Origin of the sequence: Psychrobacter sp. TWP2-1-2, from assembly GCF_049896785.1 — a bacterium.
GTDB lineage: Bacteria > Pseudomonadota > Gammaproteobacteria > Pseudomonadales > Moraxellaceae > Psychrobacter.
On sequence record NZ_JAFCVA010000001.1, the window covers coordinates 273,921 to 295,190 of the forward strand.

Consider the following 21,270-nt stretch of genomic DNA (forward strand, 5'->3'; position numbering starts at 1 on the left):
GTCGGCGACTAGTGACTTAGCGCACCTGTCCAAAGGCTGTTTATAGAAGTACTGTGGTATCATCATCCATTAATAAGGCTTTGCATTCTATCGTTAGCACATGTCACTAGTCAGCATATGGTGAGTCTTTGACTGCAACCCATTTAGATACTAACTGATTTAACGACAAATGTAACGCTGGTTAAACATGAAAAACAACAAATAAAGGAAGCACCATGGCGCATTATTTTGGGTTTGTACCTTCAGATAAATTGAAAGCATTAATCATTGACGCTGAGCAAGTGATTGCCTCAAATGAGGAGGTCGAATACTACCCATATCGTGATGCCCTGACGCATCAAACAGCACGTGATCTAATCGACAATTTGTTGATTGGATTGGTAGATATTATTCCAAACCCTGAACGTCAAGCTTCGATGCGCAAAATTGTTGGCACAGTTGAAAAAGCGACAGATACGCTGCTTAATATCTTACTCGGTAAAGAGAATAACGAAGAAGTAATGCCAAGCTTTCATTTCTTGAGAGATCGGGCGACGTTTATTGATAATGAAGGCGTAAAACGAGTGGGTTTCAAATTATCTGATGCAGATGCGCAAACCATCGAAAAAGGCTTTGCTGCTATCACACCTGAGCAAGTAGATATGAAAGCATTTAAAACAGCGCTTGAAACCATGAATGAAGAGACATTGACTCATTTTATCAGCCGCTATGCTGAAACGCTGAAACTTGGCATGATTAAACGCAAAGCTGTTCCAGTTGCCAAAGCCGCCATTGATAAAGGCATGAGTATGGCCTTAAATAAGTTGCTACCCGACCTACCGGATCGCTCTTTAAATCGTTTAGCAAACTATTACCGCCCTTTCATCGTAGAAAAGCCAGAATAAATGCCAGTATTTGATTAATTTTGTCTCAAAAGACAGATGGTATTGGGCAAATTCACTAAAATTTGCTAAAATAAGCGGCACTTTTTACCGAAGGCGCACCCGATGACCCAAATCAGCAACCAAGAAATTGAAAAAACATTACGCAACTCAGAGTGCCTTATCAGTAGCATCGAAGTAGCCGCTGCTTATGAGCGCCTTGCCGCCCAACTCAACCTACATTATGCTGGTTTAAATCCAATCGTTATGGTTGTTATGAATGGTGGACTTATTCCAGCTGGTCAACTATTGACTCATTTGACGTTCTATCATCGCATGCATTATATTCATGCATCACGCTATCGTGATAATGCAGGCACCAATGAGCTAGATTGGAAATTCAAACCTGATGTTAGTATCGAAGGTGAGCATGTATTGCTGATTGACGATATTTTTGATGAAGGTATCACGCTAAAAACAGTTGTCGAAGAATTAAGTAAAGAAAAACCTTTATCACTTGAATGTTGTGTGTTGCTTAATAAAGAGCATGATCGTAAAGTTGAAGATTTTGATGTTGATTTTGTCGGTATCAATGTTGCAGATCGTTATGTCTATGGCTGTGGTATGGATTTCCATGGTTACTTGCGTCATCTGCCTGGCATCTATGCCATCAAAGAAGACAAAGTTTAAGTTCTACATTTGAGTTCAAAAAAAGCATCCGATTTGGATGCTTTTTTATTGCTTAGATTTTGCACTTACTGTTAATTTTGCTACTCATACAATGCCCGTATTTTTTCTGTAGGCAGTATTTTTGTACCAGTCACCACGAAGAAATAATCGAGTTGCCAATTCTGTGTCTTCTTAGCGGTATTACTGGTTGGCTTATCCCAGCTAGGATACACCCTGATACCCATCTTACCTTTTGTAAAATGAGACTGAAGAATATTATGTCTAAGCAAGACATTTTTTGGAAAAACAAATTGCCCAAATGTATGGTTGTCTTTAAATGCGGTGATTACTAACAAGTCTGGTGACGAATCATATTGAAAAGATTGATTAATACCTTTGGAATCCTTTTCCCAAAAGGTAACGAACTGCCCTACTTTGGTAGGTGTTTGTTTAGCTACTCTGAATCTAACTGTTTTGACAGTCAGTCTGTTCATTAATTCAAATGTACCAGCAGCATATTCTAGATTTTGTTGTTCTTCTTGAGTTGAAGCAATAATCAATTGGTTGGGCTTATAAATAATTTCATTAATATGCTCTAGCACAGTATCAAAGGTATACAACTCTAGTCCTCTTTTTATATTTTTTAGTATTTATCTATTAACGCTGAGAAAACTGTAATGCCAAACCTGTGTGACGCTCAGTAGGTGTTTGAACAGCCTTTTCAAAAGCAGATTTTGTACTATATATGGTTACCTGTTTCTTAGCACGGGTCACCGCCGTATAAATAAGCTCTTTGCTTAGCAATCTAGCATGACTATTATCAAAAGTAATGGCAACGTGCTCAAACTCAGATCCTTGCGATTTATGAATGGTCATCGCATATGCGGTGGCAATCACCTCTTCGTTTAGCAGATTGACGGGAATCCCCTGTGTTTTATTCTCGAAAAACACTTCTAATCGACTTCTTTCATCCGATGTCTGTAAGCAAAAACCAATATCACCATTAAATAATCCTAACTCATAGTTATTTTGTAAAACCATCACAGGACGACCATGGAACCATGTGTTTTGACCCAGTGGTAGCTTTAGCTCAGTTAGGTGCCATTGAGTGAGATAGTTATTAATGTAGTGATCGCCCCATTCACCATTATGACCAGCACTTAGAATTCTGAACTCATTAAATGTTTCCATTAGTGATGTAATCGTATTTTTTACTGATTCTGGCATGGATTTTTCTATTGGAGTTTTTAGGAGTCTTTCAACTTTATTTATATATTTAATATATTTTAGCGATATTTTTGAAATAATTTTTTTATTACTTAGGCTATTTTTTGTCTTATTATCTTTAAACTCATTTGTTTGCAGCGTATTTACATATTGAAAATTCAAGGCTTCATCCTGCCTTAACAGCTGCCAGATGGCTTGAGTATCTACCTCTGCCTGATTAATTTGGTAGGCAAGTTTGCCAATACCTGATTCTGCGCTAAATCTGCGGCTTTCGGTTAACTCTGCATGAATGGGTTGTAACAGTGGAATACGGCACAAGTCCGCCAACACTGCTCCTGCATCTACCGCTGCTAGCTGGTTTGCATCGCCCAATAGTATCAGCCTTGCACCTGGTTTTACTGCACTTACGAGATAATTAGCCAACTCGACCCCAAGCATCGACGCCTCATCAACGATGATGATATCTTCACCAAGTGGATTGTTAGTATCGTAGCGTGGTCTACCCGTCCGACCAATACCTAACAAGCGATGGATGGTTTTAGCTTCTTGTAACTGTAGATCAATATCTGCTGTATCGAGAGCAGCTTGTAAAGATTCTTGCATGCGCTGGGCAGCCTTACCAGTCGGTGCTGCCAATGCCAGACTGGCACTGTCCGTACTGAATCTAATATTTTCAGCCCCGTATCCCCCACTCTCTGTCGCTTGTTGCAGCGCGATGACTAACTGAGCAACGGTATAGGTTTTACCTGTGCCTGGGCCACCAGTGATAATGCTAAATGCATTATTATTAGCCACATTAATAGCTGCTATCTGCTGATCGTTTAAATTTTTGGGTATTGATATATTTAGAGGGGTTATCTGTTGATTTAAAATAGTATTAATGTGCTGTGCTAAGTTAAATTCTGCTTGCCATGCACGATGTAGCCAAAAAGTTAGTAATACTGCTGAACCTTCTGTGTTTTTGCTGTTAACTTGTTTATAAATAATAGGTTGATTTTTTTTGCTTAGGCTATTTACTTTATCGTTATTATTAATGCTACTATTAACCTCAGCAAACAAATCATGTTCGTTAACTAGGCGTATAAAAAAACTTAAGTCCGTATTTTTCAATAATTGGTATAGCGTAGCAATCATGTCAAAACGCTTGGTTAGCACCTCTTTTTCATGGTTGCTAAGCGCCAATTGCATCCACAGGTGATCTCTCTTATCAAATAGCGTGTCTAGCAATACGAATAGCGACCTTTCAGTTATAGAATCATCTTCTGATTGCGTATTTATTTGGGTATTTATCAGCGCAAAGATTGGCATTGCTAGCATCTCTAATAACTGTTGCTGCCAAGCATATAGCGTAACTGCCTCATCATTGATTTGACCTTGCAATGCTTCTTCATGCTCAGAGGCCTCAATAGTTAATACGGTATGCCCCTCTTCCAAATGAGTCGCTAACATAACGAATAGAGCGGTGAATAAATTACTTTCTTCTGTTTTATCGATTTGCTTACTATCAGTATTAGCTTTTGCCTCTGTTGCGTTATAAGCTAAATACGTTTGCTCGCGGCGTAGCAAGATATAATCACTGATGTTACTAGCCCAGCTTTGTTGTAGCCCAATTACTGCCTTGCTCTCTTTTTTATTATTACTCATAGTATGCTTGTCTCTATGTTGAAATAGTTAATCGATATCATGTCTTTTAGCATTTAATCATTACTTATAGCCTACTAATCGGGCATGCCAAACAACGCATCCAAACCTTTAATAAAATCGATTGGAATATCCCATGTCACTAATCCATAGCGGTCGTTATGCATTGAGTGGCTATTATCAGCCTCTTTAACATCTTGTGATAGATCATCAGCTATTTGAGAATTGGGATCGTACACACCTCGTAAAAAAACATACTCCACAGCGCCTAAATACTTATCTTCATTGCCTGCATAATCATGAATTCTCATTGAAAGGAATCGATGTAACGCTACTTGATAAATCGCTGCTTGTAGCCAGTACCCTGCCTTGGACATTGCTTGCTTAAGTGTATTTTCATTATAATCACTTAGGCTATTTCCTAGAAAGTTGCTTTTATAATCGACAACGTAATACTTGCCTGCATGTTCGTACACTAAGTCAATTTCGCCGCGTAAATAACGATACAAATGTGCTTTATTTTGCGGAATAAGAGTGACGTGTTTGTCCATCTCATTAGGGAGATACTGTTGGAAGAGTTTACTGATATCCTGTGCTTTAAAGTTCTCTGACAACCCCATATTGAACTCTAACTCAGAAAATCTCTGACCTGCATTAAGGGAAAATAAAGATTGATTCGAGGCCAATAGCGGCGCATGTAGTACTTCTTCAATCCAAGCAATTAATGCCTCATGCTTGGTAGCATCTATTGAAGCAAGATCAAGTGAACTAGTATTAAATGAACCGTCATCGCCTTGCTCTTGTTTCTTCGCTTGTGATCGACGGCCTTGCTGCTCAGCACTGCTATATGCCAGTGGCAATTGATAGCTACTGATGGCTCTATCGATAACATGAGACCACTGCGCTTTATTGTTGAAATCAATTTTTTCAAATATCTCATGTAAAAACGTACCCGCATTAGCACCTTTTACAAAGGTAAAGCGGATATCATCTTCTGACTTGAGGCTTAGGTCACTGTCTTGTTCGAGAGGCTCTTTGCTATTAAGTGAATGGAGATCTGAAACTGAAGACTCTGTCATATCGATGTCTATCGCATCATCAATACGCTCATCGACTATCGCCATTGTTTGTGTAGATTCATCGAGCTGACGAGCCAAAGCGGTAAAGCTGGTCTTAGCCCAGCCATAAAAATAATTGGTCTTCATGACCTCTGAAAAAAGCGCGTATTCAATAGTCTCTGTGGCAGGCTTATGAGCATTTGACTCGGTTGCGGCTAGCTGAACATTGTCATTTACGCCTGCTGATTTAGCATCGTTGCTTGCGTAATTCTTGTCGTAGAACTCATTAACTTTATGCCCTCTGAGCATACCTATCGTACCTTTAAGTCTATCTGGTAGTTCAAACTTTGGTTCTGGCGATTCAAACCAATAAAACACTGGTTTTCGCTTCATATCTCTTGTGTCATTAGGGTCTCTCAGAACAACATAAAGCTGCTCACTGGCACGGGTAAAGGCCACGTAACCTAGTCGTCGCATCTCATCGAAATCTTCCCGCGTTTCGATATCGGTGTAGTAGTCGTCTGTGGTAGCAGAACCTTGTATCGGTGAGAAGCGGCGTTGATTTCCTGTTGATTGACTATCTAGTGACTGCTGTACTAATGCTGAAGGTGCTTGATCTGCGTTATATAAATACAGGCCATACTTCTCATTGGTGCCTGACTTTCTACTGGCATCACCCATTCCCAGTACATAGACAATGGGAAACTCAAGCCCTTTGGACTTATGAATGGTCATCAGCTGCACACCAGATTCTGTAGGCAGTGGATATTGCTTAGCCCAATCACTATTGGGCGCTGCATCTATGTTTTGTCTAAACCAAGCCAGTAGCTCATGCTCGCCCATACCTAAGCCATATTGCGCCAAAACATCCATCACATGACGCAAATCCATAATATGACGATCGCCTTCTGGATGAGCCGCTAGCGCTTGCCAAACGCCTTGCAGCTGTATAGGATTTTTATCTAATAAGTAATGCAATGCTGATAAGATACCAAAGTGCTGCCAACGCTGTGCACCCTCTTTTAGATAGGTAATAAAATCTTGATAACTTTTTTTATTATCAGTAACCTCATTAACTGAGGCATCCTTCGAATTAGAATTTTTTGAATGAGAGCTTGTTTTACTACTGCCCTCAGTAATTCCTGACTCATGGTCCGTCATCATGGCTTTGATGTTTTTAATACTTAAGCCATATAAATGACTGGTCAACACCCGATTAATCATGTCATGACGATACGGATATAGCATGGCACTCAGCAGCGCCGCCACATCTTCTGCCATGATGGTTTCAAAGATACTGACATCACTGGTAGTCAAGGTCGGTACATTAAGCTTAACCAACTCATCCTCAACCCGCTTTAAGTCTTTTTTAGTACGTGCCAGCACACCGATATCACTAGGCTGAATAGGCTTGCCTTTTAAAGTCTGACCACTACTAAGCAAAGTCGCAATATGACGCGCCGTGATTTCATGCTCATCGTACTCAAGCTCTTTGTGTTTATCATAAGGCAGATGTAATACGCTCACTGGCTGGGCAGAGAGCACCTCAGTCACTAAAGTAGTGCTGTGAGCGTCTGGTTCATTAAACCAAGACAGCTCATATTCTGGTTTTGCCGCTTTGATATGCTGGTAATAAATACCTGCGCCTAATTGAGCTAATTTATTCTCACCAGTGGTTACATCAGCCATGCCGAACCAACAGTTTAGGGCATTAATCACGCCAGCATTTGAGCGTCGGTTAATATCGAGCGTCCAAAGCGTGCTTTTATCAAATTGAGCTTTCATGTAGTTATAGTTGGCCACATCGCCACCACGAAACCCATAAATAGCTTGCTTTGGGTCACCAACCAATAATAAAAATTCATGGCTGGCTTTTTTAGTAGCTGACTGTTTATCATTATCAGCAACCTTGCCCTTTTTCTTTGGCAAATAGATGCTTTCAATCATAATGGCTTGCGCGCCATTGATATCTTGCGACTCATCAATCAACGCCACAGGATAGTGATGACGAATATAACGTGCCAGCTTCTCTCCTTGCCGACCAGTTAATGCTTGGTTTAAACGTACCATTTGCAGGCTAAAGGTAGTCTCGCCACGCTCTTCCAAAATAATTGGTAGCCTGTCACGTACCGCAAGCACGATATGACGATTAAGATTGGCTAAAACAGTCACTATGTATTCGTCTAGCTTTTTGCTTTCTTCAATATAGCGTTTAAAGTCACGAACGACCTGCAACTCATTAAATATCAGATTAACTCTTTCGCCATCTTTGGGTACACGAAACTGAGAGCCGATATTGTCCGTTTTTTGAAAAGCCTCGATTAACTTTCCTGTATGATTTTTTGCGTCTGATATAAATTTAAAAGCGGCTGGACCAAAATCTTTTAATGCTTGAATGATTTTGGTCCAAGAGTCTCTATTATTTTGTAGCTGTCCTTTTGGAACGTCATAATACTCGCCGTCAGGTTTAAAAAAGATATCAAGCTCATCGCTGCGCTCAATGATAGTATTTATAAGCCGCTCATAGCCCTCAAACGAAAAGTCATTTACTACAATCTCATCAATTGGCGCAGAAATAAAGTTAAGCGAGCGAGTCACATATTTTTTATGATCACCAACTGCAGTCAGCTTGCCTTGTTGATCCATAAGCGCATACAGTTTAGGCTGCTCATGATGCAAGCGGCTTTGAAACTGACGCAGCTCATCATGAATAATACTGTCTGTCACCTGCTCGATACTGCTGTCTTCAATAATAGCCATACCTTGCTGATGACCCGTCTCGCTACTGTACTCCTTCAGCCATTTTTGTGCCAAGCTATCGAGCGTACCCACAAACAGTTTATCCAACGTGGTTAAAACCAGTGCGGTACGCCTGATAGCTTCCGTCATTGGATAGCTGTACACGTGATCCAGCAAATAACCAACGAGATGCAGGTTAATGGGATCTTGCATGATGCCATCTAAGCGCACATATTTAGCCTGTGCTACCAACCAATCTTCACGGTCTTTTTTTGCTTGCGCACGCTTTGTGGCAGCAGCTTGCTTATCATTAGCAAGGTCTTGGTTTAACTCATCAGCGCCTATCTCAGTATTTAAATCCGTACTTGATTTTTTGCCCTCTTGTTTATCCTTATCGCTTTCAGGCATCACCTGCAATATATTGGGATACAAAGCCTCCTTATTACTGATGTCAGCACTTAAACTGTTGACCCACTGCAATAATTGATAAAAATCCACCAAACGATCATGAATACGCTGACGCATCTCAGCGGCAGCGGCTCGCGTAAAGGTAGTAGCAATAATTTGCTCTGGCGCACGTCGTGCTTCAATTAGCAGGCGCAATACAATGCCTGTTAGCGTCCAAGTTTTACCAGTACCAGCTGAGGCTTCAATTAGGTGCTTTCCCGTTAGGTCAACATCAACTGCTGGTATTACATCAGCCTGACGCTCACTCATAGGATCTGAGTGAGGCGTATCTGAGTGATCATCGAATAAATGTGGCTGTGTAGAAAGTTCAATGATATTGGTTAAATCAGTCAAGTCTGTCATATGGGCGCATACTTTTAATTATTATTTATTAGATCAGGAGAGCAGAAATCGATTATTCTAAATGGCTAGCTAGCCATCTAAGTCAATTAACGCAGTAAACATCGGCTCATATAATGGTTGAGCCAAGGTAGTCAATGCCGCTGACAAAGCCTTAAATGCATCTTGATCACGTAGTGCGTACTGCCAAATGGCGTGCTGCGAACAAGTATCGTATACCGTGTCTGAGTTGTAGTTAGGTCTTATCCAGTCTGAGAAGTCTGCACGTTTTGGCCAATAACTACTGCCTTCACTATCTTCAGATTTTGAACACTGATCAAGGTAATTGAGTGCATATTCAGGCAATAAAGTAATAGGCACTTGTCCAGATAGCTTGGCAAAAACCGCCCATTTTATCAGCTCAATCACAGCGTCTTCATAGACAATTGGGCTTAGTTTAAATGCGATTACTTTCTCGTACTTTTTGACTTGCGAGCTAGGCTTATTAAAGCGCCAAATACTCACCCCATCATTTAATGCCGCTTGCTCGGCAGTGGTACGTCTGGCCACTTGCCAATACAAATGTGATAACCAAAACTTGAGTAAATGCCTAGGACTGGCAGAATTGGGCAATATATTTAACCACTGCTTGGGTGATTGCTGAGCATAAGGCATGCCCGCCTGAATTGATATGGGCGCCAATATAGGTACTGAACCTTTGATCTTAATGACTTTTGGCAACAGCTTAAGCAGTGCTTCTATCTCTTTAATATCTGTCTGATTGCTTGACTCGTTGTCAGTGCTACTAAGTATATTTTTTAGCTCTACCTGAACAGGATGCTCGGCGGTTGGCGTTAGTAGCTGCAAATCTGTCGTACCCTCTATCCCATCTTCATTGGGTACAATATTTTCGCCAAAACCATTAGCTATTAACTGCTCTTTAAATTCCAAACATTGCTGTTGCAGTTTTTGTTGTTGATTGGGTAGCGTGGTCTGGCGAGCAACACCAGCTGGCATGATTTTTTGATACATCAGGATTGGCGTAGTGGTTTCAGCCGCTGCATTACTATTATTCTTACTCTCATCAGTAACCAACTGTTTAATCAAATGATCTTTGATTTGATAGGTAGTCAAACTGTTTAGAAATAATGGCTCTTGATGCGACAGTGCTTCTTTACCTTGTACCACATGCACCTTTTGCGAGCGTAAGAACGCTTTGGCAGGATGGCGCACTTGGTACGCCAATACTCCTTCAACGTCTATCTCTCCAATATTAAATATGCTATCAGATACCGCTTGGGTAAGCGCATCTATCATGCTACTAGTATCGCTAGTATTAGCTACTGTATCTAGTGCCAGCATTTCAACCAGTGTAGCCAAGGTTTGATTGTCTACTCGACCTAACTGACCCAAACCTTGACCTAGCACCTGAGCGATGGACTCATACTGTGCTTTTGTGGGTAAGCTCACCAGTTGCGCATGCTCACTAGAGGCTCGCTCTTTTAACGTATGAAACACAGCTTGCCAAAGCGGTGCAGGCGGAAACTGCTTTTTTTGCGCCAGTTTGGTTTTGCGCATGGCTGTATTTAATAAAGTATCCAACTCATCAATCATATCGACAGGGCTGGTATCCTGAGCATTGATATTAACGTTGGCATTAGCATTGCCATCAATATCAGGAGGCGCTTGCTCAAAAATATCAGCGCCTTCAATTTCTGTTTCAAACAAACTCTCATGAAAAGGCAGAGCAGGATGCTCAGTCACCAACCACTGCTTAATCAATTTTGGTAAGTAGCGCTTGAGACTCTCGGTAGTTGGATCAATATCCTTAGGTAATGTCTCAAGCGAGTTCACCTGCCATTGCACCTCGCCTTGCAAGAATTGCAATAACTCACTCACTGGGTTGGCTGGCAGGTGCTCGTGGGTGTCCGTCAGGCTTTGACCGTTGTAGAACATCCAACAAGCACTACGTGCGCACAGCAGGGCATCTAAAAATGCGCCATTATCATCATCTTCACTGACTCTGTCACCGCGGCGTGCATTGGTCGCTTTCATCAAATCATAGCGGTTATCACGGTCACGCCCAGGGAACTCTGAGAGATCCATATTTAGCATGACCACCAACTCAAAAGGCACGTTCCTTAAAGCACCAAACTTACCAAAGGTAATCACCCCAGTCGGCTCCGCACTGACTTGCTGACTTTCAAGCTCGTTTTCAATACTGTCTAACATAAAGCTTAATTTAAGTGGCAACTGCTCCACACCTGCCAGCCTTTGCTCCACTTCTCTGTTGTCGACATAACCACTCGAGTACTGCCTATAGTGACGATTGGCTCGCAGACTTGATTTAAGACCATTCATCGCATTATAAATGGCACGCATGGTACGCGTTTGATCCACATCACCAAAGTAACGATGAATCACTTGTCTCTCAATCTGATCGAGCCAATCTTCCGCTTTCATTTTTTGTATATGGTCATCCCGTCGTGCGACCAAACCGGTATAAATGCGGCAAAGCGCTTCAACAATCAACGCATCATTTAAGCTCACTTGCGGTAGTGGCAAGCTCATTTCTGGTAAGGCAGTGCTTGGCCATTCATCTTCATTTAGAGCATATAAGCAATCACTCAACTCAGCTTCTGGCATGACCAAACCTAGGGTCAATCTGTCTAACGCTTGAGCAAAGCTAAAGCGATAGTCGTAATCATTACTATCCAACGTTTGCTTAAGATGCAGCTCGTCAAAACCGCGAATAAAGCCCGCCTCTACCAATAAATCACAGCCACGGCTCATTTGCTCATGAGTCAGTCCAAAGCTTTCAAACAAGGGCGGCAACATCAACCAGTCTAAGACTTCAGCTGCTTCAAAACGGGCGCTATGGCTACCCAATAGTTTGTAAAAACCGATAATCGCTTCCCATAACTGCCGAATGTCGGCATCAACAACACCAGTTACCTTAGCAGGCAAAGTCAAACCATCTTGACCTCTGCCACTGACAAAGATAGAGCCAATCAGTGCATGATGACGCTCAACATCGGGTAGCAACACAACAATATCGGATATGTGGCGTTTTTTCTCACCAGATTTGATAGGCTCATTTAGCCAACGACCAATCATGATACGCAGCACTTCAAGTTGACGCTGCAAACTATGACATGAGTGAATGCTTAGGCTATTATCTTGCGAAGAAATTGCCCAAAAACGGTCTTTCTCAAAGCGCTTCTTCTCCAACGCCTCATCGTCATACCAAGCCGTTGCTTGCTTATCCTCATCACCGCTTGGCGCTATCTGCTGACTCACTGCTTGCGAGACCGTAGCAGCCGTTGCCTGCTGGGTCGATTGCTCATCAAGCATCAACACATCGTTCTGCAAACGTCGTAATAAACTTGGGCTATGTTGTGCATCTTGAGCACTGGCATTATCAGTATAAATGCTTTCATCCATACCATTACTAAGCTCATCATTTAAACCACTTTCAAAATTATCTTGCCATTCCACCAGCGCATCGTCGTATTGCTCATTACCCGACAAGTTAGCAAGCATGGCAAACGCATCACGCGATTGCTTCCCTAGACGCGACAACAAACTATGACCGTAATCACGTAAAAAGACACTCTCAGGGTTGATAATCTGTTGACGCTGTAACCAAGATTTATCGACGATATCCGCCCAAAACAGCTTTGATGGATTGTAATGCAATAGCGTGATATTCATGTATTTTGACAAGCGCTGTAAAAAATCAAGCTCGGTCTGTGGCAGTTGCTGAATGGTAAATATACGCAGCACTTTGGGCAACTGTGCGCGTTCATCCGCCTTGTTGTCTTTCAAGGCTGACCAGAAAGCACGCTCCAGTGCCACACGGTGTAGATGAACGTCAGCAAACAAATGCGACCACAAAAATCGTTGCGCAGCCTCTAACTCAATATAATGCTCAACCAGCCATTCAGGCGTGCCGCGTGCATACTTATCAAAACGCAGTGACAATGCATCTTTCTCTGCGATCAACTCATCTACATTCAGCGGTTTGTTGTACGACCATAAATCCAGCCAATCCTCACGGTGTGTTAAGTATCGGTTAAATACTCTTGCCAAATCGCTTGCTAGTTGCCAGATACGGGCGTCTTGTTGTGCCTTGTCTTTTAGCACACTGTCTTGCTGTAAATTGTTCTGTTGTACATTATCTTGTTGAGCACTTGCCTGTGGGTCATCAATCAAAGATGCTAGTAATGGATTAACCGGATGTTTTTCATCTGCAACAATCGCCTCTTGATAGTAGGTCAAATACCCAAACAAGCGCCATTGCATCACTGTGGGCGATAACACCGCCACTTCTGGCACATTTAGGGTTGCCGCTTCGGAGTCATTCTCTAACAAATACGCGTTATGGCGGGTTAACACATCCTGCATGAGCGTCCACTGATACTGACCCCAAAACTTAGTACGCACCAAAGTACTAATACCAGCACGGCTAGCAATGGTTTTGTCCAACCAATCGCCCAATACCATTGAGGGCACAATGACAATAAAAGGCTCAAAAACAGGCTGATCCTTAGACTGATATTGCACAAGCAGTTGATCAACAAGGTTTTCGGTGCGGTGCGATTGAATAATGGTAAACATAGAGGGTAGTCTGATTGAAGTTATAATATGAGTGATAGTGTGATGTAGACGGTCGTGAATGCCTGAAATGGAATAGCATTTGCGTTAACTTTCTAATGCATATTGATGGCTGCTAAGGAATACCACGAAGGATACTCACCAATCTATGTTTCGCGGTCGTTACTACAATGTATTTCTGCTAGCATGGCTGTCATAAACACGATGCAAATGACAACAACGATTAACTATCATTGCATCATCAGTGATTATTTATAACAATCATAAAATAGGCTGCTGATTAGTGTGCCATCGATAGCTATCGTTTACTAGTATATGTGCCACTATTATAATATCTTGCGACAGATAGTGTCGCATTGATAAGTCTCATATTTATGAATAGAGAAGTCAGTGCTGCTGTCAGATCAATTGCTGTAATTTTTATGTCCATAACCCTTTTTTAACGGAATAATTTAATACTATGCCCTTGCGTCCCATTGATGCCATTTTCGTTCATCCTAAACGACGTCTATATGTTGTATACTATCGCGGTGAATTGTGGCAATTGCCACGTATGAAAATTGACGACAGATCGTGGCAAAACAGACAGCCCTATACTGATGACAGTCGCTCGCTTTATTTGAGCATCCATCAAGCCATTAACGACCCCATACTTGCACAAAAACTGCGAACATTGAATCTGCCTGTCGCGGTGCGTGGGAGCACGTTGCCACGCTTTGAAGCATGGTGGGAAGCCCATGGTTTTGAATGGCTTAAAGACAAGCTTACGATGGGCGAATCGCCATTGGCTGCACACCAAATAAAAGCCATTGACAACGATGTTACCTCGCCTTCAAACGATCAACCTGTGCTATCCAATCAAAATAGTACAATTAGTCATAAGAATAATAGCGAGAACAAACTTTTACCTGATTCAGAAACCGATGTTTTTGCAGATATGCTTGCCGACTTAGCAGATGAAGTGTTGCACCAACAGCTTTAAAAAATAATACGTCACACACCGCATTTTATGTAAACTTGACACAAACCCATTAAGAGAAGAGCAGTAACATATGAGAGACTACAAGCTGCTACTGGCTGGGCTAATTTTACTGCTGCTGATAATCTTTATTGCAATCTTTACGTGGTTATGGAGCAGTAACCGTAAAAATATAGACCCCCTACCGATCATGGCAAATGCAAATGAGCCGTCAGCCACCACTCAAGACGAGGTAAATACCCTCACCGACAGTACGCTGTATATAAAGGCAGAAGAGGATTTACAAGCGCCCTTAGACGATATCATCGTTAGCTTCGAATCTCGTTATCCTCATGTGCAGGTTGTGCCAAGTTATGTACCTGCCAGCGACCTCTTAACATTATCAAACGCCAATCCTAGCCATGATAAACGCTCAGAATTAGTAGCTGATATAGACATGATCATCGCTAACGACAGTCTATCTGCAGATAGACTCACACCGTTACAAGCAGAGCTAAAAGCGGCTCAAGATAAAATAAACCTAGACAAAGAAAATATCAACAATACTGATGATAAGAAAGTAGATACTGCTGAGACTGACAATGCAGAGGCACGTACCCTAAATTCTTTCAGCTATGCACTGAGAGACAAGCAAGCGCTTGAAGGGGTTATCTTGACAGAGAATACTGCTGCTACTAACTTCCGTAATTTTTTACTTTCGAGTACGGGACAAGATATATTAGAAAAGTACGATTATTATAATATCGAAGGTTATAAAAACAGTGTAAATGACTTGTTTAATCCAACATCACGTGCACAAAAAGCAGCAAATGCCAACACTGTGAATGTCGCTGACGCCTTGAGTAATGGCAAGTAATGATAAAATCTTTATATTTTGTTGATTGCTTTTATGAGCGATTTTTCCTACAATGTTATTCTAAAATGCGCCTATAGCTCAACAGGATAGAGCAGTTGCCTCCTAAGCGATCGATCCGAGTTCGAGTCTTGGTGGGCGCACCAACAAATATTATCAAAAGTAATCAAAAGACCTCACAGCCTATCAGTTGTGGGGGCTTTTAATGTCTTATCTCATCATAACATTGCATAACTTACAATATATTTTCATACAGCATACCGTCAAAACACAAAAAAGCCTTTCAAGCTTTATATCTCATAGCTTGAAAGGCTTTTTCGATCGCATATTTTTATCCAGTTAAGCGTTTTAATATTAGGATTTGCTTACCGTTTAGAGCCGCTCTTACTCTATGTTCAACATCGATTTTGCCACGGCTTCTGCCACTTTAATACCATCAATCCCTGCTGACAATATGCCACCTGCGTAGCCAGCGCCTTCGCCTGCAGGGAATAAGCCTTCGGTGTTAATGCTTTGGAATTCTTTATTACGTTTGATGCTGATTGGTGACGATGTTCTGGTTTCTACGCCAGTTAGTAAACCGTCGTCAGATGAAAATCCTTGGATTTTCTTATTAAACGCTGGAATGGCTTCACGTATGGCATCCACGGCAAAGTCAGGTAATGCTTTGCTTAAGTCGGTTAAGGTAATGCCCGGTGTGTAAGACGGTTTTACATCGCCCAATTCTGAGTCTGGTTTGCCTTTTAAGAAATCACCAATGGTTTGCGCTGGTGCACTGTAGTCTTTGCCGCCCAATTCAAACGCTAAGGTTTCTAGTTGTCTTTGTAATTCGATACCAGCAAGAGGATGGTTTGGGTAATCTCGCTCTGGGTCGATGCCTACCACAATAGCACTGTTGGCGTTACGCTCATTTCTTGAATACTGGCTCATGCCGTTAGTGACCACACGGCCTTCTTCTGATGCTGCGGCAACCACGGTTCCACCTGGACACATACAGAAGCTATAAACAGAACGACCATTTTTGCAATGATGAACCAGTTTATAATCCGCAGCGCCAAGTATTTCGTTTCCGGCATTGTCACCAAAGCGTGCTTGGTCTATGGTTGACTGTTTATGTTCAATCCTAAAGCCAATTGAGAAAGGTTTTGCTTCAATATACACGCCTTTATCATGGATCATTTGGAAGGTGTCACGGGCGCTATGACCAACAGCAAGAACAACATGGCTAGTTTTTAAGGTTTCGCCAGTATTAAGGGTCACGCCAGTTACTTTTGAGTCAGTAATGTGCAAGTCGTCTACGCGAGTCGCAAAACGGACTTCCCCACCGAGTGCTATGATCTCGGCACGCATTTTTTCTACCATGGTGACTAACTTATAAGTACCTATATGCGGTTTACTGACAAATAAAATCTCATCTGGTGCGCCGGCTTTAACAAACTCGGTCATGACTTTACGGCCATAATGATTGGGATCTTTCACTTGGCTATATAATTTGCCGTCAGAAAAAGTACCTGCTCCGCCTTCACCAAATTGCACGTTAGATTCTGTGTTTAATTTACGCTGACGCCAAAAGCCAAAGGTGTCTTTGGTGCGTTGTCTGACTTCATTACCACGTTCAATGATAATAGGTTTAAAACCCATTTGAGCAAGGGTAAGTGCTGCTAATAAACCACAAGGTCCAAAACCAATCACAACAGGACGCTCAGTTAAATTTTTTGGCGCTGCACCTACATATTTATAACTGGTGTCTGGTGTTGCTTTAACATGGTTGTCTGACTCAAACTGAACCAGTAAATCATTGGTCAAATCCGAATCGGTCAGTGTGATGTCTAACGTATAAATTAATTGGATATTTCTTTTATTACGAGCATCATAACCACGTTTAAACATCACAAATGACGCCATTTGCTCAGCAGAAATTTTAAGTCTTGTGGTTATAGCAGTCGTTAGATCTTCAGGCGCATGATTTAACGGCAATTTAATTTCAGTTAAACGTATCATTGGTTACTCATAAACTCGTGTAGAAAACAGTCTCGCATTTTACTGGTACTGGTACAAATAAGCGAATAAATATTTTGCTTATAAAGGGTAAATTTACGGTTTCTTAAGCATAGCTCAGCACCCTCTTATAAAAACTAAATGTCAGACTTCACCCCAAGCTAGCTGCCAAGCCTAATGGCTAACGTGCTTTAGCCAAAAACAAAACTTATCTTTAGTTGAGTTGACATCATTTAGTACGTTTGCTTCTTAATTTCCTTCTGTTCACACTTTCTGAACTCAAAAAAACATCGCTTCTGATGTCGTCATTTTTTATACCACTTTAGCATTTCTTAACCAGACATAAATGGTGCATAGAAAATCATAAAAACCAATTATGGTGCACAAAAGTGCCCTAGCTCCTGATAAAGACCAATATTGGTGCATTTGTCTAGTATTTTATATTGGCATAGATATTGAAGTATTAATAATAGTTAGGAATGGCTCGTTCACTCGGCCTACCATGCTGCTACTTTATCTTTCTGGAGAAATATATGTCTTTATTGCCAACGCTTATCACTGCTACTCCTATAAGCACAAATTATCGTATCGACTCAAAATTGACATCACGTTTGTCTCTACTAGCAGTAGCCGTTGTCGGCAGCTTAAGTCTTATGGGTTGTCAAAAACCTGCGGAAACCAGTGCAGAAACCAATTCTACCGCCACAAAAACGGACACCTCTGAGACGGCTGCTACCACTGCGGCAGATGGTGACACCATCAAAGTTGGTATCTTGCATTCTTTATCTGGAACGATGGCCATCTCTGAGACGTCATTAAAAGATACGGCGCTCATGACCATTGATGAAATTAATGCCAATGGCGGTGTGTTAGGTAAGCAGCTAGAGCCAATCGTCGTAGATCCCGCTTCTGATTGGCCGTTATTCGCTGAAAAAGCTCGTCAGCTGTTAACCCAAGATAAAGTGGATGTGATATTTGGGGGTTGGACGTCGGTGTCACGTAAGTCTGTGCTACCTGTCGTTGAAGAACTAAATGGCCTCATGTTCTACCCCGTGCAGTATGAGGGTCAAGAACAGTCAGAAAACATTTTCTACACTGGTGCTGCACCAAACCAACAAGCTATTCCTGCCGTTGAATACTTAATGAGTCCAGAGGGTGGTAGTGCAGAACGCTTTGTCTTACTTGGGACAGATTATGTTTATCCTCGGACTACTAACCAGATACTGCGGGCTTTCTTAAAATCTAAAGGCGTCGCTGAAACAGATATCATGGAAGAGTACACCCCTTTCGGTTTTAGCAACTATCAGACCATCGTTGGCAATATTAAGAGCTTCTCGACGGGTAAAAAGACGGCGGTTATCTCTACCATTAATGGGGACTCAAACGTACCCTTTTATCGAGAGCTTGCCAACCAAGGTATTAAAGCCTCTGATATCCCAGTCATGGCATTCTCAGTAGGAGAAGAAGAGCTTCGCGGTATCGATACCAGCTTATTGCAAGGGCATTTAGCGTCATGGAACTACTTTATGTCGGTTAAAAATCCTGTCAACAGCGACTTCACTAAAAAGTATAAGAAATATGCGCTGGACCATAAGCTACCCAATGCTAACAAAGTCGTGACCAATGATCCTATGGAAGCCACCTACGTGGGTATCAATATGTGGAAACAAGCAGTCGAAAAAGCTGGTACGACTAATGTCGATAAAGTGCGTATTAGTATGGGAGGTCAGACTTTTGACGCGCCATCAGGGTATACATTGAAAATGGATGAGGAAAACCATCATTTATGGAAGCCTGTCATGATCGGTCAAATCCGTGCCGATGGTCAGTTCGATGTAATTAGCAAAACGCCAACAGTCATTCGTGCTGAGCCATGGAGTCAGTACATCCCTAAATAAGGTTGTGGTCACTTAAACCGTAATCCTTAGCCCCTTAATGGTATCAAAACCAGCAACCCTTTAACTTCTACTGATAAAACAGTTTTTAGTAGAGGTTAAAGGAGTGTTGACTGCAAAAAAGGAATCATCATGTCACATTACTCTTCCTATTATAAAAGTGACGCGCAAGCCAATTATTCTAATAAGACTTTTATAATCGCCTTATTATCTTTACTCCTCCTCATTGCTATCACATCAGCTGCTCATGCTCACGAGACGCCAGTAGTACACAGCCACGAGCGCGATGAGGCAGTATCTACTAATACTGTGGCAGCGACATCCAATGCTGTAAGTGAAGAGACCTTACTTGCTCAAGACGACACCTTACTTGCTCAGAACAAGCAGTCTGTAACGACATCAGCTGATCTTGCGATAAGTAAAGGGGATGCTATCGAACAGTTCGTTGCTGCTGACTTCACCAAGCGCCAAACCATGCTCAATCAGTGGCCGGGGTCAGTTGAGAGCTTGGATACTTTAGTTGAGCTTATAAAAAACGATGAGCTATACCAAGATAATGCTGGGCAAACCTACCTACTTAACAGCGAAGATGAGCTATTTACTTATCCTGCTAAGCAGCTGACCACCGAGTGGCCTAGCGACTTGGCGCAAGTGACTTTGACCAATACGCTACGCTCAGCCTTAGTCTTTGGACAAGCCAAGGTTAAGCTTGAGTCAGACGATCCTACGCAACGTGTGCAGGCAGTTGCCATCTTAGCGGACAATATCGAACAGCTAGATCCAGCACTCATAAGTACTGCTGCCACTAATGAGGAAGACGACGACGTCAAAACAGCGTTGAGTACTTTACAAGCGAGGATTGATTTTGGAGATGGCGACGTTACTACCCAAATTGCCGCGCTTACTGTGCTCGCTGATAGCGATAGCCCGCAAGTCTTAGTTGATGTCAAAAAAGCATTGACGGCAAATGATATCGATCCTGTACTCAAATCTGCGCTGTTAGACGCTGAAGAAAGTATTGAGCAGCGCATTACCCTCAGTACTTGGATAGGTCATCTATTCACGGGGCTTAGTACGGCAAGTATCTTACTACTGGCGGCATTAGGGCTGGCCATTACTTTTGGGCTACTGGGTGTCATCAATATGGCTCATGGTGAGCTCATTATGATTGGTGCTTACGCCACTTATATGGTGCAAAATCTCTTTCAAGCGTATTTTCCTAGTATGACTGGATGGTATTTGGTTGCCGCTATACCCGTCGCTTTCTTAGTCAGTGCCATTATCGGCATGATTATCGAACGAATCATTATTCGCCCGCTTTACGGTCGTGAGCTTGAAACCTTACTGGCAACCTTCGGTGTCAGTCTGATTCTCATGCAGTTGGTTCGGATGATATTTGGCGCGCAAAATGTCGAAGTCAGCAATGTCGACTGGTTGAGCGGTGCCTATCAAGTGTCTTCTAGCCTTGTACTTCCCTTCAATCGTATCGCTATTATCGGCTTTACCATCATTATTCTTATGCTACTGGTGTACTTACTGAACAAGACTCGCTTTGGGCTATTTGTGCGCGCTGTGACTCAAAACCGGCAAATGGCACGTGCAGTTGGTATCTCATCTGCTCGCATCGATATGTTGGCTTTTGGACTTGGCTCAGGCCTCGCAGGTCTCGCTGGCTGTGCTTTGGCGCAAGTAGGCAATGTCGGACCCGACTTAGGTCAAACTTATATTATTGATGCGTTCTTAGTCGTCGTGGTTGGCGGTGTTGGGCAAGTATGGGGCGCGGTATTGGCATCTTTAGGTCTTGGTGTCAGTGGTACGGTGCTTGAAATTGGCATTGGTGCTGTGATGGCTAAGATTGTGTTACTGGTTCTTGTGATTTTGTTTATTCAAAAACGTCCACAAGGTTTATTCGCCCTCAAAGGCCGTTTTGTGGATTAAGGAGAACCTC

11 protein-coding genes and 1 tRNA gene are annotated in these 21,270 nt (G+C 42.1%); 7 read left to right on the top strand and 5 right to left on the bottom strand.

Features of this window, described 5'->3' with window-relative positions:
* Positions 1-215: 215 nt before the first annotated feature.
* Positions 216-884: a hypothetical protein gene (locus ACP7AE_RS01130; protein ID WP_055125814.1), complete on the top strand. Its 669-nt coding sequence runs from the start codon at positions 216-218 to the stop codon at positions 882-884.
* 102 nt (positions 885-986) lie between these two features.
* Complete coding sequence (locus ACP7AE_RS01135; protein WP_045447249.1) at positions 987-1,550, top strand: hypoxanthine-guanine phosphoribosyltransferase; 564 nt, start codon at positions 987-989, stop codon at positions 1,548-1,550.
* 80 nt (positions 1,551-1,630) lie between these two features.
* On the opposite strand, the gene ACP7AE_RS01140 is transcribed toward ACP7AE_RS01135, so the two are convergent.
* The 4 genes from ACP7AE_RS01140 to ACP7AE_RS01155 form a co-directional block, all read right to left on the bottom strand.
* The gene (locus ACP7AE_RS01140) at positions 1,631-2,149 is read right to left on the bottom strand and encodes a MepB family protein (protein WP_426241065.1); all 519 of its coding nucleotides are present in this window, start codon (positions 2,147-2,149) and stop codon (positions 1,631-1,633) included.
* Positions 2,150-2,186: 37 nt separating this feature from the next.
* On the bottom strand, positions 2,187-4,400 hold the full coding sequence (gene recD / locus ACP7AE_RS01145; protein WP_426241066.1) for an exodeoxyribonuclease V subunit alpha: 2,214 nt from the start codon (positions 4,398-4,400) through the stop codon (positions 2,187-2,189).
* 74 nt (positions 4,401-4,474) lie between these two features.
* On the bottom strand, positions 4,475-9,004 hold the full coding sequence (locus ACP7AE_RS01150) for a UvrD-helicase domain-containing protein (RefSeq protein ID WP_426241067.1): 4,530 nt from the start codon (positions 9,002-9,004) through the stop codon (positions 4,475-4,477).
* Positions 9,005-9,073: 69 nt separating this feature from the next.
* Positions 9,074-13,600, bottom strand: a complete 4,527-nt coding sequence (locus tag ACP7AE_RS01155; RefSeq protein ID WP_426241068.1) for an exodeoxyribonuclease V subunit gamma — start codon at positions 13,598-13,600, stop codon at positions 9,074-9,076.
* Between the two features lie 457 nt (positions 13,601-14,057).
* Between ACP7AE_RS01155 and ACP7AE_RS01160 the strand changes: the two genes are divergently transcribed.
* The 3 genes from ACP7AE_RS01160 to ACP7AE_RS01170 all read left to right on the top strand — a co-directional run bounded on the left by ACP7AE_RS01160 (position 14,058) and on the right by ACP7AE_RS01170 (position 15,575).
* A complete protein-coding gene (locus tag ACP7AE_RS01160; protein WP_426241069.1) occupies positions 14,058-14,579 on the top strand; it encodes a hypothetical protein in 522 nt (173 codons plus the stop codon).
* 70 nt (positions 14,580-14,649) lie between these two features.
* A complete protein-coding gene (locus ACP7AE_RS01165) occupies positions 14,650-15,432 on the top strand; it encodes a hypothetical protein (RefSeq protein ID WP_426241070.1) in 783 nt (260 codons plus the stop codon).
* A 67-nt stretch (positions 15,433-15,499) separates the two neighbouring features.
* Positions 15,500-15,575: transfer RNA gene (locus ACP7AE_RS01170), tRNA-Arg, on the top strand.
* Positions 15,576-15,813: 238 nt separating this feature from the next.
* Here the strand turns inward: ACP7AE_RS01170 and ACP7AE_RS01175 are convergent.
* A complete protein-coding gene (locus ACP7AE_RS01175; RefSeq protein WP_426241071.1) occupies positions 15,814-17,430 on the bottom strand; it encodes an NAD(P)/FAD-dependent oxidoreductase in 1,617 nt (538 codons plus the stop codon).
* A 584-nt stretch (positions 17,431-18,014) separates the two neighbouring features.
* Here ACP7AE_RS01175 and urtA point away from each other — a divergent pair.
* Both urtA and urtB read left to right on the top strand, forming a co-directional pair.
* Positions 18,015-19,325: an urea ABC transporter substrate-binding protein gene (gene urtA, locus ACP7AE_RS01180; protein WP_426241170.1), complete on the top strand. Its 1,311-nt coding sequence runs from the start codon at positions 18,015-18,017 to the stop codon at positions 19,323-19,325.
* A 129-nt stretch (positions 19,326-19,454) separates the two neighbouring features.
* A complete protein-coding gene (gene urtB, locus ACP7AE_RS01185; RefSeq protein ID WP_426241072.1) occupies positions 19,455-21,260 on the top strand; it encodes an urea ABC transporter permease subunit UrtB in 1,806 nt (601 codons plus the stop codon).
* The last annotated feature ends 10 nt before the right edge of the window (positions 21,261-21,270 follow it).

Bases quoted from the DNA above. Each gene is read 5' to 3' on its own strand.
- ACP7AE_RS01130 (WP_055125814.1), top strand. From the start codon at position 216: ATGGCGCATTATTTTGGGTTTGTACCTTCAGATAAATTGAAAGCATTA.
- ACP7AE_RS01135 (WP_045447249.1), top strand. From the start codon at position 987: ATGACCCAAATCAGCAACCAAGAAATTGAAAAAACATTACGCAACTCA.
- recD (WP_426241066.1), bottom strand. From the start codon at position 4,400: ATGAGTAATAATAAAAAAGAGAGCAAGGCAGTAATTGGGCTACAACAA.
- ACP7AE_RS01150 (WP_426241067.1), bottom strand. From the start codon at position 9,004: ATGACAGACTTGACTGATTTAACCAATATCATTGAACTTTCTACACAG.
- ACP7AE_RS01155 (WP_426241068.1), bottom strand. From the start codon at position 13,600: ATGTTTACCATTATTCAATCGCACCGCACCGAAAACCTTGTTGATCAA.
- ACP7AE_RS01160 (WP_426241069.1), top strand. From the start codon at position 14,058: ATGCCCTTGCGTCCCATTGATGCCATTTTCGTTCATCCTAAACGACGT.
- ACP7AE_RS01165 (WP_426241070.1), top strand. From the start codon at position 14,650: ATGAGAGACTACAAGCTGCTACTGGCTGGGCTAATTTTACTGCTGCTG.
- ACP7AE_RS01175 (WP_426241071.1), bottom strand. From the start codon at position 17,430: ATGATACGTTTAACTGAAATTAAATTGCCGTTAAATCATGCGCCTGAA.
- urtB (WP_426241072.1), top strand. From the start codon at position 19,455: ATGTCACATTACTCTTCCTATTATAAAAGTGACGCGCAAGCCAATTAT.